Raw genomic sequence first — 13,835 nt, 5'->3', positions numbered from 1 at the left:
CCGAGGCGGCCTTCCTCGATCCGCTCGACGAGATCGTGGCCACCGGCAAGACGGCGGCGGAAAATCTGCTCGCTCTCTATCACGGCGGCTGGCACGGCGACGTCAGGCGGGTGTTCCGCGATTTCGCCTACTGAGACGTCGCCACCCTGACGATCCGGTAGGCGGCGATCACCGCGGCGATGCCGAACACCACGGAGCCGATGGCGGTTCCCACCAGAAGCCCCTCAGGCCCCCCCAGCTTGGCCCCCAGCAGCGCGAAGGGAATGGTGCCCAGCGTCGCCTTGCCCCAGTTGAAGAGGGTGGAAAGCTTGGGCCGCCCGAGATTGTTGAAGGCGGCATTCGCCACGAATTGCGCCCCGGCGAAGGCCCAGCTGATGCCGATGAAGGTACAGAAGAACACCACGATATCGACGCTGCGCCCCGCGGCGTTGAAGCCCTCGGCGATCTGGTGGCGGAACACGAACAATATGAGCGAGGCGGCCAGCGTGTAGAGGGCGGAGAAGATCAGCCCGTCGGTCAGCGTCTGGCGCACCCGGTCATGCCGCCTGGCGCCGAAATTCTGGCCGATCACCGGGCCCACCGCGCCGGAGAGCGAAAAGATCACGCCATAGGCCACCGGAATGAGCCGCCCGACGATGGCGAAGCCCGCCACCGCCTCGTCGCCGAAGCGGGCGATCTCATAGGTCATATAGGCGTTGGCGAAGGGGGCGGCGAGCTGGGTGAGGATGGCCGGATAGGCGATGGCCCACAGCGCCGGAAAATCGCGCTTGAGGCCGCCCAAGCGCAGCGGGTTGAGGAAGCCATGCACCCTGGCCACGCCATGCAGGCCGATGCCGAAGGACACGAGATAGCCCAGCACCGTGGCGATCGCCGCGCCCTGGATGCCGAGGCCCAGTCCGAAGATGAAGAGGGGGTCGGCGCAGATCGTGACGATCGCCGTGGAGAGCGTGATGTACATGGCCCGCTTCGCATCGCCGATGCCGCGCAGGATGAAGGAGCAGCACAGCGCGCCGCCGACCAGGATGTAGCCTGGCGTCATGGTCCAGATGAACAGCTGGGCGAGGCGCTTGGCTTCGCCCGAGGCTCCCATCTGGTTGAGCAGCGGGCCGGAGCCCAGCGCGATGATCAGGGTGATCGCCGCCGCCATGATCAGCGCGAAGAGCAGCGCGCTCGTGGCGTATTCGCGGGCCCTTGTCACGTCCCCCGCGCCGATGTTGCGCGCCACCAGCGCGGCGGCCGCGATGCCGGAGCCGATCGCCGCCGAGAGATTGACGAACACGATGGTGCCGGCATAGCCGATCGCCGCCGTCACCTCGGTCTGTTTCAGCAAGGACAGAAAGAACAGGTCGATGAGATCGACGAGGAACAGCGCCATGAGGCCCACCGCGCCGGTGAGCGTCATCACCGCAACATGGCGCATGGTGGAGCCGGTGACGAAGGGCGCGCTGGCGGTGGGAGCGGCGGAGGCGGTCATACCGGAAAGCCGAGCTTGCGGGCTTCGGCCCGCACGCCGTCATGGCCGGTGAAATGATGGCCGCTGAGCCCGGCGAGCCGCGCGCCGGTCACGTTGGAGCGCTTGTCATCGATGAACCAGCAATGCGCCGCATCGACGCCCATGCGCTGCAACAGGCTCCTGAAGCTGGACGGATCGGGCTTCTTGGCGCCGAATTCGAAGGAATGATAGTGCTCCGCGAAGATTTCAGTGAGCCCCGGAAAGAGTTCGGCAAGGCTCGCCTTGGTGAGCGGGCCGTTGTTGCTGTAGATGGCGAGCCGCGCCTCGGCCCCGATCTGCCTGGCCCGCGCCAGCAGGTCGGGCCAGGGCGTCATCGCCTCGCGCCGCGCCGCCACCCACGCGTCCCGGCTGATCGGATAGCCCAGCCTCAGGCCGAATTCCCGTAGATAGTCATCCGGGTCAGGGTAGCCGCCGGTATCGGCCTCGTCCTCGAAGCCCGAATCCCAGATCGCCGCGCGGATGTCACGGGGCATGCGGCCCGAGAGGCGCGACAGCGCCCGGAGCCGCCGGCCCAGATCGTAGCGGCAGAGCACGTCGTCCATGTCGAAGATGACGACGGCGGGTTTCATGGGCGATCAGGACGCCGTGCCGCCGACGGTGAGCCGGTCGATGCGCAACGACGGCTGGCCGACGCCCACGGGAACGCCCTGGCCGTCCTTGCCGCAGGTGCCGATGCCGGGGTCGAGGCCCATGTCGTTGCCGACCATCGATATCCGCGTGAGCGCGTCAGCACCGGCCCCGATCAGCGTGGCGCCCTTCACCGGCATGGTGATCTTGCCGTCCTCGATCAGATAGGCCTCGGTGCAGGAGAACACGAATTTGCCCGAGGTGATGTCCACCTGGCCGCCGCCGAAGGATTTGGCGAACAGGCCGCGCTTGATCGAGCGCAGGATTTCCTCCGGCTCGCGGCTGCCCGCGAGCATATAGGTGTTGGTCATGCGCGGCATCGGCGCATGGGCGTGGGACTGGCGGCGGCCGTTGCCGGTGGGGGCAACACCCATCAGCCGGGCATTGAGCCGGTCCTGCATCAGGCCAACCAGAATGCCGTCCTCGATCAGCGTCGTTCGGCGCGACGGCGTGCCCTCGTCATCGATGGTGATCGAACCGCGCCGGTCCGGCAGCGTGCCGTCATCGACGATGGTCACGCCCTTGGCCGCCACCCGGCTTCCCTGCATGCCGGTGAACACGCTGGTCTTCTTGCGGTGGAAATCGCCCTCGAGCCCGTGGCCCACCGCCTCATGCAGCAATATGCCGGGCCAGCCGGGACCGAGCAGCACATCCATTTCGCCCGCCGGGGCGGGGCGGGCTTCCCGCGCCACGAGGCTTTGGCGCAAGGCCTCGCGGGCCGCCGCCATCCAGATGTCATCGGTGAAATAGGACAAGGGCTCGCCGCGGCCGCCCAGCCCATGGCTGCCCTGGCCCAGGTCCTTGCCATCGGCGCTGGTCACCGAAATGTTGAAGCGCACCAGCGGGCGCACATCGCGGTAGGAAGCGCCATCCGCCCGCAGGATTTCGACCGCCTGCCAGTCGGCCGCCATCGACACCGACACCTGGCGGACCCGCGGGTCGAGGCTCCTGGCATAGGCATCGGCCTTTTCGAGAAGCGCGATCTTGGCGGCGAAGCCCATCGCCTCCGCCGGATTCGCCTCGGCATAGAGCTTGCGGTTGGTGCGCTCCGGCTCCAGCGCATGGCTCACCTCGCCACCGGCCGTCACGCTGCGGCAGACCGCGGCGGCGCGCTTCAGCGCGGCTTCGGAGAGCTCGGTGGCATGGGCATAGGCGGCGGTCTCGCCGCGGACGGCGCGCAGTCCGAAGCCCTGCGATTCGTCGAAGCTCGCCGATTTCAGCTTGCCATCGTCCCAGACGAGGCTTTCGGTCTGGCGCTTTTCGAGGAATAATTCGCCGTCCTCGGCGCCCTTGAGCGTGCCGGCGACGATGGCTTCCGCCTGCGGGCGGCTGAGATCGGCGGAATCGAGGAGCGATAGGGTGGCGTCAGCGGGCACGGGCGAAACCTTCTGGTCAGACAACAGTCGCCTATAAAGATAGGCGAGGCCGGCGGCTTGCGCCAGCCCACAACGGCCGCGTCCGCCTTCAGGTTTTTTCGAGTTCGGCGAGCGAGGCTGAAAAGCCCTCCAGCGACAGCTTCATGGGGAGTCCCACGCCCGGCGCTTCATAAATGATGAAATTGGCTTCCTTGCCCTTCTTCATTTTGGCGATCGTCTCGGGCGAGGCTTCCGCGAAGGCCATACAGACCTGCGGCATGCAGCGCGTGAACGGCACCCGGCCAACCGCTTCGCCGTCGATCTCCAGCGCCACCCCGGTGGGCAGGAACACACCGATCGGTGCGATCACCCGCATGTTGAAGCCGGTCTTGTCGCCCTGTGCGACCTTGACCAGAACCAGGGTCAGCTGGGCGCGCGGGTTCTTCTCGTTCTTCGCCGATTGCACCATGCCGCACTGGCGTTGCGGCTGCTGGCCCTCGGCCGCGGGTGGGGTCTCGCAGGTGACCTTCCACGCGCCGTTCTCGGCGATGATTTCCACCTTGGGCGCGGGCGGCTGGCCGGGTTGAGCGGCGGGCTGGCCAGGGTCGGCGGTCTGCCCGGCCTGTTTGTTGGCGCGCGGCCCGAACTGCGTCTGGGCGTCTTGCTTCTGAGTTTCCTGGGCAACGGCCAGTCCGCCGAGCCACACGCCCAGCGTAAGGCTCGCGGCGGCGAACGTGAACCAGCGCAGCGGTTGTAAGGTGATTCGCACGGATGGTTACCCCATGGTTTCCGATTCGGCGGGTTTAGCGCCGGTCACGGTCTTAGACAACCGGCTTTGACGGTCCGTTTTTTCGGCTCTTGATGGCGGAATGGGGCAGAATTCCGTCCGCCACTGCAAGGCCTTGCGGCACGACGTTTTGCCGCGCCCGCCCACGTTGCGGCGGGCTTCCGAATGTGGTTCACAGACCCATTGGAGAAGGCGTTTCAGGCGACATCTGACCCCGCCGCCTTGCATGTTGACGCAAGGTCCATATGGGAGAGCAAAGCGATGAATTTCCGTTACATAGGAACAGCTGTGGCAGCGCTCGCCGCGGGTTTTGCCGGCGCGCCGGACGCGCTGGCCATCGAGGGCTACGCGAAACCCTGGCAAATGGGCCTGCAGCCCGCCGCCTCGCCGTCCATGGAGGCCATCACCTGGTTCCATAACGGGCTGCTGCTGCCGATCATCACGGCGATCGCTCTGTTCGTTCTGGCGCTGCTGCTGATGGTCATGGTCAAGTTCAATGCCAAGGCCAATCCGGTCCCCTCGGGCACCACCCACAACACGATGATCGAAGTGCTCTGGACGGTGATCCCGATCCTGATCCTCGTGGTGATCGCGGTGCCGTCGTTCCGCTTGCTCTATCTGCAGCGCGATATTCCGGCCTCCGACATGACGATCAAGGTGATCGGCAATCCCGGCTGGAACTGGACCTATGAATATCCGGACCTCGGCACCACCGAGGACGGCTCCGCCAAGGTCTCCTTCACCGCAAGCCTCGATGACCGCGCCCGTGACATGGAAACGGCCAAGCAGGCGGACGTGCCCTATCTGCTCAAGACCGACAACCCGGTGATCGTGCCGGTGGGCAAGATCGTGAAGCTGATCGTCACCTCGGATCCGGACGGCATCATCCACGCCTGGACGATCCCGCAGTTCGGCATGAAGATCGACGCCATTCCGGGCCGCCTCAACCAGGACTGGTTCAAGGCCGAGCGCGAGGGCGTGTTTTACGGGCAATGCTCCGAGCTGTGCGGCAAGGACCACGCCTACATGCCCATCGAGGTGCATGCCGTGTCGCAGGAAGCGTTCGACACCTGGGCCAAGACCGCGCAGACCGCGGGGCTCGAGGAAGCCTACAAGCAACTCGCCGCCGTCCAGGCCGCGGCCGGCCAGCTGGCGCAGAAGTAATCAGGATCGGGGGACATCAGAATGGCAACCGCAACCGCCGCCCATGACGACCACGGCCACCCCACGGGGTGGAAGCGTTACGCCTACTCGACCAACCACAAGGACATCGGCACGATGTATCTGTGGTTCGCGATTTTCGCCGGCGTGATCGGCGCGATCCTTTCGGTTGTCATGCGCATGGAGCTGCAGGAGCCGGGCATCCAGTATTTCGCGGGCCTCGCATCCATGGTCTACGGCACGCCGGAAGGCGCCGCGCTGGACGCCGGCAAGCACATGTACAATGTGTTCGTGACCGCGCACGGCCTGCTCATGATCTTCTTCATGGTCATGCCGGCGATGATCGGCGGCTTCGGCAACTGGTTCGTGCCGCTGATGATCGGCGCCCCGGACATGGCCTTCCCGCGCATGAACAACATCTCGTTCTGGCTCCTGCCGCCGGCGCTGGCGCTGCTGCTGATGTCGATGTTCGTCGAAGGCCCCGCCGGGGCATATGGCGTGGGCGGCGGCTGGACGATCTATCCGCCGCTGTCGACAACCGGCCAGCCCGGCCCGGCGATGGATTTCGCGATCCTGGCGCTGCATATCGCCGGCGCCTCGTCGATCCTCGGCGCCATCAACTTCATCACCACGATCTTCAACATGCGCGCTCCCGGCATGACGCTGCACAAGATGCCGCTGTTCGTGTGGTCGATCCTCGTCACCGTGTTCCTGCTGCTGCTGTCGCTGCCGGTTCTGGCCGGCGCCATCACCATGCTGCTCACCGACCGTAACTTCGGCACCGCCTTCTTCGTGCCGTCGGCGGGCGGCGACCCGGTCCTCTTCCAGCATCTGTTCTGGTTCTTCGGGCATCCGGAAGTTTACATCCTGATCCTGCCCGGCTTCGGCATCGTCTCGCAGGTGGTGGCCACCTTCTCGAAGAAGCCGGTGTTCGGCTACCTCGGCATGGCCTACGCGATGGTGGCGATCGGCGTCGTCGGCTTCATCGTCTGGGCGCACCACATGTACACGGTGGGCCTCGACGCCGACACCCAGGCCTATTTCGTGGCCGCCACGATGATCATCGCGGTGCCGACGGGCGTCAAGATCTTCTCCTGGATCGCCACCATGTGGGGCGGGTCGATCGAGTTCCGCTCACCCATGCTGTGGGCCCTGGGCTTCATCTTCCTGTTCACGGTGGGCGGCGTCACCGGCGTGGTTCTCGCCAATGCCGGCGTCGACCGCTCGCTGCACGACACCTATTATGTGGTCGCCCACTTCCACTATGTGCTGTCGCTGGGCGCGGTGTTCGCGATCTTCGCGGGCTACTATTTCTGGTTCCCGAAAATGACCGGCTACACCTTCTCCGAAGGCATCGCCAAGCTGCATTTCTGGGTCACCTTCGTGGGCGTCAACCTGGTGTTCTTCCCGCAGCACTTCCTCGGCCTCGCGGGCATGCCGCGGCGTTACATCGACTATCCGGAGGTGTTCGCGGGCTGGAACATGGTGTCCTCCTACGGCTCCTATCTCTCGGCTGTCGGCGTGCTGATCTTCCTCTACGGGCTGTTCGAGGCCTACAGCCGCAAACGGCAGGCCGCCGACAATCCGTGGGGCGAGGGCGCCACGACGCTGGAATGGACGCTGAGCTCGCCGCCGCCGTTCCACCAGTTCAACACGCTGCCGGTCATCAAGTAACGCGAAACCGATGAGCGACATCAACGCCCATATCGCCGAAGCTCCCGCCGCCCACCGCGGCGGCGAGGGCTCGGTGCGGGACTTCTTCGCCCTGCTGAAGCCGCGGGTGATGTCGCTGGTGATCTTTACGGCCTTTGCCGGCCTGATCGCGGCGCCGGGAACGATCCATCCCTGGATGGGCTTCGTGGCGCTGCTGGCGATCGCCGTGGGCGCCGGCGCGGCGGGCGCCCTCAACATGTGGTACGACGCCGACATCGACGCGATGATGCGGCGCACGGCGAAGCGCCCGGTTCCCGCCGGAGCAGTCACTCCGGAGGAAGCCCTGGGCTTTGGCGTGACGCTGGCCGTGGGCTCGGTGCTGGTGCTGGGCCTGCTGGTCAATCTGGTGGCGGCGGCGCTGCTGGCCTTCACCATCTTCTTCTACATCGTCATCTACACCATGTGGCTGAAGCGGCTCACGCCCCAGAACATCGTGATCGGCGGTGCCGCCGGCGCCTTTCCGCCGATGGTCGGCTGGGCGTCGGTCACCGGATCGATCGATGCTGGCGCCATCGCGCTGTTCCTGATCATCTTCGTGTGGACGCCGCCGCATTTCTGGGCCCTGGCGCTGTGGAAGAAGATCAACGCCGATTACACCAACGCCGGCGTGCCGATGCTGCCGGTGGTGGCGGGCGCCGGCGAAACCCGCCGCCAGATCCTGATCTACACGCTGATCCTCGTGCCGGTGACGCTGCTGCCCGCGCTGACCGGCACCGTGGGCCTGCTCTATGTGGCGGCCAATGTGGTGCTGGGCGCGCTGTTCGTCTGGTATTCGTGGCAGGTGTTCCGCCTCCGCGACGGCCAGGAGGCCGAAGCCGCCTGCAAAAAGCTGTTCGGCTTCTCCACGTCCTGGCTGTTCATCGTGTTCGCGCTGATCCTTGCCGAGCGCGCGCTCGGCCTGGCACCTTTTGCGCCGGTGATCGGATGAAGGACACGGCCGCCAATACGCCGTTCGGGCCCGAGGACATGGCGCGGCGCAAGAAGCGCGCCATCGCCCTGGCGCTGATCCTGGGCGGGCTGGTGGCGCTGTTCTTCATCACCACGCTGGTGCGGCTGGGCAGCGCGGTTGCCGAGAGGTCGCTGTGATGGCGCCAAATCCGGCGAAGAATCTCCGGGTGGCTTTGCTCGCGGCCAGTGTTGCCGCCGGCATGGTGGGCCTGTCCTACGCGGCGGTGCCGCTCTACCAGCTGTTCTGCCAGGTCACCGGCTTCGGCGGCACCACCCAGCGCGCCGATGCGGCGCCGCAACAGGCGGCGGATCAGACGATGCGCATCCAGTTTGACGCCAACACGTCCTCAAACCTGGACTGGGCCTTCCACCCGGTGCAGGAATCGGTCACCGTCAAAATCGGCGAGCAGAATCTGGCCTTCTACAAGGCCACCAACACATCCGACAAACCGCTGACCGGCACCGCCGTGTTCAACGTGACGCCGGTGCAGGCCGGCGCCTATTTCAACAAGATCCAGTGCTTCTGCTTCACCGAGCAGCTGCTGGAGCCCGGCCAGTCGATCGACATGCCCGTCTCGTTCTTCGTCGATCCCGAATTGCTGAACGATCCGGACGCCGCCGGCATCAAGGAAATCACCTTGTCCTACACCTTCTATCCGGTGGACAAGCCCAAGGCTGTTTCAGAGGCGCCACAGGCGGCCTCCGGCAGCGTCGCGAACTGAGGAGTAGCGGAAATGGCAGACGCCCACGCAAAGAACCACGATTACCACCTGGTTGATCCAAGCCCGTGGCCCTTCGTTGGCTCGATCGCAGCCTTCGTGCTTGCGGTGGGCGCTGTCCGCTGGATGCATGGCGCCAATCCGGCGGTGATGCTGCTGGGCCTGGCCGGCGTTCTCTACACCATGTTCATGTGGTGGCGCGACGTGATCAGGGAAGGCCAGAAGGGCGATCACACGCCGGTCGTCGACCTGCACATGCGCTACGGCATGCTGCTGTTCATCGCCTCCGAGGTGATGTTTTTCGTCGCCTGGTTCTGGGCTTTCTTCGACGCCAGCCTGTTCCCCGGCGAGGCGATCCAGGCCTCGCGCACCGCCGCGCTGGGCGGCGAGTGGCCGCCCAAAGGCGTCGAGGTGTTCAACCCCTGGCACCTGCCGCTGATCAACACCCTGATCCTGCTGCTGTCGGGGACCACCGTGACCTGGGCGCACCATGCGCTTCTCAACAATGACCGCCAGGGCCTCAAGAACGGCCTGTGGGCCACCGTGCTGCTGGGCCTCTTGTTCACCGCGGTGCAGGGCTACGAATATGCGCATGCGGCTTTCGCCTTCAGCCGCGATCATGGCGGCAACATCTATGGCTCCACCTTCTTCATGGCCACCGGCTTCCACGGTTTCCATGTGATCGTCGGCACCATCTTCCTGATCGTCTGCCTGATCCGCGCGACCAAGGGCCAGTTCACGCCGCAGCGGCACTTCGGCTTCGAGGCCGCCGCCTGGTACTGGCACTTCGTGGACGTGGTGTGGCTGTTCCTGTTCGCGTCGATCTACATCTGGGGCTCGCATGGCGCGGTGATCGCCGGGCACTGACCGGTCTTGACGGTCTTGCCATCGGGGACATCGTCCGCGCCGCTCACCAGCCGCGTGCCGCGCATTTGGCCGGTCATCCTTGCCACGCTGATCGGCACCGCCATCCTGCTGTCGCTCGGCGTGTGGCAGGTGAAAAGGCTCGTCTGGAAAGAGGCGCTGATCGCCCAGCTGGAGGCCAAGGCGCTTGCCGCGCCGGTCAGCCTGCCGCGCGCCGTCGAAATCGCCGCGCAGGGCGAGGACCCAGAATTTCTGCGGGTGGCCTTTACCGGCCGCTACCTGCACGATTCCTGGAAGAAGATGATCACCACCTATGACGGCGGTCAGGGCTGGACCATCATCACCCCGGCGGTGAGCGATGATGGCTGGGCGGTGATGGTCGACCGTGGCCGGTTGCCGGACAACCGGCTCAAGGATTTCGCCAGGCCGGGTGGCGAGGTGACCATCGAAGGCGTCATCCGCGCCTATCGCGGCGGAAAAGGCACTTATGACCCGGAGAACGATCCCGCCGCCAATCTCTGGTACTGGTGGGACGTGCCCGCCATGCTGGCGGCCAGCAGCCTGCCCGCGGGCGCCAAGCCGTTTCCCTATGTGCTGCAGCTGGCGCCCGGCGAGGCCAGGGGCGAATTCCCCCGGCCCGATGCGCCCAAGGCGAAGCTGGCCAACAATCATCTGGGCTATGCCATCACCTGGTTCGGCCTTGCCGGCACCCTGCTCGCGGTGGCGGGCTTCTACATCCGCGAGCTCCGCAAGCGCCAGAAACCGCCGCTTGATGACCCCAGCCCGCGGGGCTAAAGGACCCTCGAAGCGCGAGAGGGCAAGGCCGGTGCGTTATGTGTCGACCCGGGGCGAGGCCCCAGAACTTGGGTTTGAGGATGTTCTGCTCACCGGGCTCGCCCGCGACGGCGGCCTCTATGTGCCTGCCCAGTGGCCTGAACTTTCAACCCGCGAGATCGCCGCCCTCAGGGGTGTTCCCTACGAGGACGTGGCCTATCACGTCATGCATCCGTTCATCGGCGGCGCCATTCCGGAAGCCGAGCTGCGCGCCATGATCGCCGATGCCTATCGCAGCTTCGGCCATCCGGCGGTGGCGCCGTTGAAGCAGCTCGATGACAATCAATGGCTGCTCGAACTGTTCCACGGGCCCACACTGGCCTTCAAGGACGTGGCCATGCAGCTGCTGGCCCGGCTGATGGACTGGGCGCTGGCCAGGCGCCGGTCGCGCGCAACGATCGTCGGCGCCACCAGCGGCGACACCGGCGGCGCCGCCGTCGAGGCGTTCAAATCCTCGCATCATGCCAGCCTGTTCATGATGCATCCCTTCGGCCGGGTGAGCGAGGTGCAGCGCCGCCAGATGACGACGGTCGACTCGCCCACGGTCCACAACATCGCGATCGAGGGGAACTTCGATGATTGCCAGGCGATCGTCAAAGCCCTGTTCAACGACCACGGCTTCCGCGACAGGGTGGGGCTTGCCGGCGTCAACTCGATCAACTGGGCGCGCATCATGGCGCAGACCGTCTATTATGTGACGGCGGCGCTGTCGCTCGGCGCGCCTGGCCGCGACATCAGCTTCGCGGTGCCCACTGGCAATTTCGGCGATATCTTCGCAGGGCTCGTCGCCAAGCGCATGGGCATTCCGGCGGTGCGGCTGATCATCGCCACCAATGTCAACGACATCCTCGACCGTACGCTGCAAACCGGGCGCTATGAGATGAAGGGCGTGAAGGCCTCCTCCAGCCCGTCAATGGACATCCAGATCTCGAGCAATTTCGAGCGCCTGCTGTTCGAGGTTCATGGCCGCGATCCCTATGCCGTGCGCCATCTGATGGCGGGGCTGGCGCAGTCGGGCGCCTTCACCATCGGCAACCGCGAGCTTGACCAGATCCGCCATGAATTCGGCTCCGGCGCCGTAACCGAGGAAGACACCGCGCTCACCATCCGCCAGACCCTGGCGCAGACCGGCGAATTGCTCGACCCGCACAGCGCGGTGGGCTATTGCGTGGCCCGCCGCCTCGAGGACCGGGCGAGCGCCATGGTGACGCTGGCCACCGCGCATCCGGCGAAATTCCCCGATGCGGTCGAGAAGGCCTGCGGTATCAGGCCCGCCTTGCCGCCGCGGCTCGCCGGCATGATGACCGCGCCGGAACGCTTTACCGTGCTGCCCAATGACGTGGCCCGGGTGCGCGACTACATTCTCGAGCGGCAGCAGGCGTAGGGGAACCCGAGGGATGAGCGTCGAGATCACCCGCCTGCCGAACGGCCTCCATGTGGTGACCCATCACATGCCGCATCTCGAAACGGTGGCGCTCGGCATCTGGGTGAAGGCCGGAGCCCGCGACGAACGCGCCGAGGAAAACGGCATTGCCCATTTCCTGGAACACATGGCCTTCAAGGGCACGCCCCGGCGCTCGGCGCGCGCCATCGCGGAGGAAATCGAATCGGCGGGCGGCGAAATCAATGCCGCCACCGGCATGGAGACCACCACCGATTATGCCCGCGTCCTGCGGAAGGACTGGGCGCTGGCGCTCGACATCCTCGCCGACATCTTCACCTCGCCCGCGCTTGACCCCGAGGAACTCGAACGCGAGCGCGACGTCATCCTGCAGGAGATCGCCGCGGCGCATGACCAGCCCGACGATCTGGTGTTCGACCTTGCGCAGGCGGCGAGTTTCGGCGCCCATCCGCTCGGCCGCTCGATCCTCGGCACCGAACAGCTGATCGGGGCCATGAGCCGCAACCAGATCCTCGATTGGCGCAACCGCCACTATTGGGGCTCGCGCATCGTGGTGGCGGCCGCCGGCCACATCGACCATAAGGCCTTCGCGGCGGAAGCTGAGCGGCTGCTGGGCAATCTCGCGGAAGGAACCAGCCCGCAGCGCGAGACGCCCTCTTTTCAGCCCACCGCCTGCACGGCGGAAAAGCCGCTGGACCAGGCGCATCTGGTGCTGAGCTTCGAGGCGCCGGGCTACCGCGATCCGGACATCTATGTGCTGCAGGTGCTCTCGAACATCCTGGGCGGCGGCATGTCTTCGCGGCTGTTCCAGGAAGTGCGCGAGAAACGCGGCCTCTGCTACAGCGTGTTTTCCTTCGGCTCGGCTTTCGAGGATGCGGGCCAGGTGGGCGTCTATGCGGCGACCTCGCCCGAGCACGCCAATGAACTCCTGGACCTCACGTCAGACGTGATGCTGTCGGTGGCCGCGCAGGTGACCGAGGCCGAGGTGAACCGCGCCAAGGCGCAGCTCAAGGCCAGCCTGGTGATGAACCTCGAAAGCGCGTCGGCCCGCGCCGACCAGATCGCCCGCCAGTTCCTGGCGTTCGGCGAGGTGCCGGGCATCGAAACCCTGGTGGCGAAGATCGAGGCGGTGACCCCGGAAAAGGTGCGGGATCTGGCGCTGCGCCTGTTCAGCCACCGCAAGCCCGCCTTCAGCGCCGTGGGCCACATCGGCGGGCTGGCAGCTTACGAAACCATCGCCAGGCCTTTCGCGTAAGCCCGGCATGGCCTTCCTCCGCTCGCCATTCGCCATCGACCCGCCGCCCGGCCTGCGTGACGGGCGCGTCTTCATCCGGGTGCCGGAGATGAGCGATTACGAGCAGTGGGCGGCGCTCAGGGCCGCGAGCCGCGAGTTCCTGGCGCCGTGGGAGCCCGTCTGGCCCGCCAATGACCTGACCCGCACCGCCTTCCGGGGCCGCATCCGGCAATACTGGCGCGACATCGACGACGATCTGGCCTATCCCTATTTCATCTTCGATCAGGAGACCGGGGCCCTGACCGGGGCGCTCACACTCTCCAACCTGCGGCGCGGTGTCGCCCAGACGGCGACGCTTGGCTACTGGATCGGCAAGCCTTTCGCCCGCCAGGGCTATATGACCGGGGCGGTGCGGCTGATGCTGGGCCTGGCTTTCCGGCACCTGGCGCTGCACCGCGTCGAGGCGGCCTGCCTGCCTGACAACCGGGCCTCGATCGGACTTCTGACCAAATGCGGTTTCGCCCAGGAGGGGCTCGCCCGCGGCTATCTCAAGATCGCCGGCGTCTGGCGGGACCAGTTGCTGTTCGCCAGGCTGGCAGAGTAACCACGAGGGCGGGTCCGGCGCCATGTTTCTTGCAATCGGGACGGGAGCCCGCTTAGCTGCCGCCATGAAACGGG

Annotated in this window: 14 protein-coding genes; 10 read left to right on the top strand and 4 right to left on the bottom strand. The window is 66.1% G+C overall.

The genetic code is table 11. From position 1 onward, the window contains the following. Window positions 1–127: 127 nt before the first annotated feature. From ACKOED_RS05810 to ACKOED_RS05795, 4 genes are all read right to left on the bottom strand, one after another. Window positions 128–1,474: an MATE family efflux transporter gene (locus ACKOED_RS05810; protein WP_408915634.1), complete on the bottom strand. Its 1,347-nt coding sequence runs from the start codon at window positions 1,472–1,474 to the stop codon at window positions 128–130. Next, window positions 1,471–2,082 carry an HAD family hydrolase gene (locus ACKOED_RS05805; RefSeq protein ID WP_408915633.1) on the bottom strand — a complete coding sequence of 204 codons (612 nt, stop codon included), beginning with the start codon at window positions 2,080–2,082 and terminating at the stop codon, window positions 1,471–1,473. Before ACKOED_RS05805 ends, ACKOED_RS05810 begins: the two co-directional genes overlap by 4 nt. A 6-nt stretch (window positions 2,083–2,088) precedes the next feature. Further along, window positions 2,089–3,516 (bottom strand): metalloprotease TldD, encoded by a 1,428-nt coding sequence (gene tldD, locus ACKOED_RS05800; protein WP_408915637.1) that lies wholly within the window; start codon window positions 3,514–3,516, stop codon window positions 2,089–2,091. A gap of 88 nt (window positions 3,517–3,604) precedes the next feature. Beyond that, window positions 3,605–4,264 (bottom strand): invasion associated locus B family protein, encoded by a 660-nt coding sequence (locus tag ACKOED_RS05795; RefSeq protein ID WP_408915632.1) that lies wholly within the window; start codon window positions 4,262–4,264, stop codon window positions 3,605–3,607. A gap of 279 nt (window positions 4,265–4,543) precedes the next feature. Here ACKOED_RS05795 and coxB point away from each other — a divergent pair, with 279 nt between their 5' ends. From coxB to ACKOED_RS05745, 10 genes are read left to right on the top strand one after another with little or no spacing between them, the layout of a single operon-like run. After that, complete coding sequence (gene coxB, locus ACKOED_RS05790) at window positions 4,544–5,446, top strand: cytochrome c oxidase subunit II (protein ID WP_408915631.1); 903 nt, start codon at window positions 4,544–4,546, stop codon at window positions 5,444–5,446. A 21-nt stretch (window positions 5,447–5,467) separates the two neighbouring features. Beyond that, window positions 5,468–7,117: a cytochrome c oxidase subunit I gene (gene ctaD / locus ACKOED_RS05785; protein WP_408915630.1), complete on the top strand. Its 1,650-nt coding sequence runs from the start codon at window positions 5,468–5,470 to the stop codon at window positions 7,115–7,117. Between the two features lie 10 nt (window positions 7,118–7,127). Continuing rightward, window positions 7,128–8,084, top strand: a complete 957-nt coding sequence (locus tag ACKOED_RS05780; protein WP_408915629.1) for a heme o synthase — start codon at window positions 7,128–7,130, stop codon at window positions 8,082–8,084. Beyond that, the gene (locus ACKOED_RS05775) at window positions 8,081–8,242 is read left to right on the top strand and encodes a hypothetical protein (protein WP_408915628.1); all 162 of its coding nucleotides are present in this window, start codon (window positions 8,081–8,083) and stop codon (window positions 8,240–8,242) included. The genes ACKOED_RS05780 and ACKOED_RS05775 overlap by 4 nt, the downstream gene beginning before the upstream one ends. Further along, window positions 8,242–8,826 (top strand): cytochrome c oxidase assembly protein, encoded by a 585-nt coding sequence (locus tag ACKOED_RS05770; RefSeq protein WP_408915627.1) that lies wholly within the window; start codon window positions 8,242–8,244, stop codon window positions 8,824–8,826. Before ACKOED_RS05775 ends, ACKOED_RS05770 begins: the two co-directional genes overlap by 1 nt. A 12-nt stretch (window positions 8,827–8,838) precedes the next feature. Beyond that, entirely contained in the window at window positions 8,839–9,690 is an 852-nt protein-coding gene (locus ACKOED_RS05765) for a cytochrome c oxidase subunit 3 (RefSeq protein ID WP_408915626.1), read from the top strand. A gap of 6 nt (window positions 9,691–9,696) precedes the next feature. Beyond that, a complete protein-coding gene (locus ACKOED_RS05760) occupies window positions 9,697–10,482 on the top strand; it encodes an SURF1 family protein (protein ID WP_408915624.1) in 786 nt (261 codons plus the stop codon). Next, window positions 10,460–11,905 carry a threonine synthase gene (gene thrC / locus ACKOED_RS05755; protein ID WP_408915623.1) on the top strand — a complete coding sequence of 482 codons (1,446 nt, stop codon included), beginning with the start codon at window positions 10,460–10,462 and terminating at the stop codon, window positions 11,903–11,905. The genes ACKOED_RS05760 and thrC overlap by 23 nt, the downstream gene beginning before the upstream one ends. A 13-nt stretch (window positions 11,906–11,918) precedes the next feature. Beyond that, window positions 11,919–13,178 carry a M16 family metallopeptidase gene (locus ACKOED_RS05750; protein ID WP_408915622.1) on the top strand — a complete coding sequence of 420 codons (1,260 nt, stop codon included), beginning with the start codon at window positions 11,919–11,921 and terminating at the stop codon, window positions 13,176–13,178. Window positions 13,179–13,185: 7 nt separating this feature from the next. Further along, the gene (locus ACKOED_RS05745) at window positions 13,186–13,761 is read left to right on the top strand and encodes a GNAT family N-acetyltransferase (RefSeq protein WP_408915621.1); all 576 of its coding nucleotides are present in this window, start codon (window positions 13,186–13,188) and stop codon (window positions 13,759–13,761) included. The last annotated feature ends 74 nt before the right edge of the window (window positions 13,762–13,835 follow it).

Origin of the sequence: Aestuariivirga sp. (assembly GCF_046093005.1) — a bacterium.
Taxonomy (GTDB): domain Bacteria; phylum Pseudomonadota; class Alphaproteobacteria; order Rhizobiales; family Aestuariivirgaceae; genus Aestuariivirga.
This window is presented reverse-complemented; position numbering and strand designations above follow the sequence as displayed.

Excerpts from the sequence above, each read along its gene's own strand:
- coxB (WP_408915631.1), top strand. The coding sequence starts at position 4,544 with ATGAATTTCCGTTACATAGGAACAGCTGTGGCAGCGCTCGCCGCGGGT.
- ACKOED_RS05770 (WP_408915627.1), top strand. The coding sequence starts at position 8,242 with ATGGCGCCAAATCCGGCGAAGAATCTCCGGGTGGCTTTGCTCGCGGCC.
- ACKOED_RS05745 (WP_408915621.1), top strand. The coding sequence starts at position 13,186 with ATGGCCTTCCTCCGCTCGCCATTCGCCATCGACCCGCCGCCCGGCCTG.
- ACKOED_RS05750 (WP_408915622.1), top strand. The coding sequence starts at position 11,919 with ATGAGCGTCGAGATCACCCGCCTGCCGAACGGCCTCCATGTGGTGACC.
- ACKOED_RS05805 (WP_408915633.1), bottom strand. The coding sequence starts at position 2,082 with ATGAAACCCGCCGTCGTCATCTTCGACATGGACGACGTGCTCTGCCGC.
- ACKOED_RS05810 (WP_408915634.1), bottom strand. The coding sequence starts at position 1,474 with ATGACCGCCTCCGCCGCTCCCACCGCCAGCGCGCCCTTCGTCACCGGC.
- ACKOED_RS05775 (WP_408915628.1), top strand. The coding sequence starts at position 8,081 with ATGAAGGACACGGCCGCCAATACGCCGTTCGGGCCCGAGGACATGGCG.
- thrC (WP_408915623.1), top strand. The coding sequence starts at position 10,460 with ATGACCCCAGCCCGCGGGGCTAAAGGACCCTCGAAGCGCGAGAGGGCA.
- ACKOED_RS05765 (WP_408915626.1), top strand. The coding sequence starts at position 8,839 with ATGGCAGACGCCCACGCAAAGAACCACGATTACCACCTGGTTGATCCA.
- ACKOED_RS05780 (WP_408915629.1), top strand. The coding sequence starts at position 7,128 with ATGAGCGACATCAACGCCCATATCGCCGAAGCTCCCGCCGCCCACCGC.
- ctaD (WP_408915630.1), top strand. The coding sequence starts at position 5,468 with ATGGCAACCGCAACCGCCGCCCATGACGACCACGGCCACCCCACGGGG.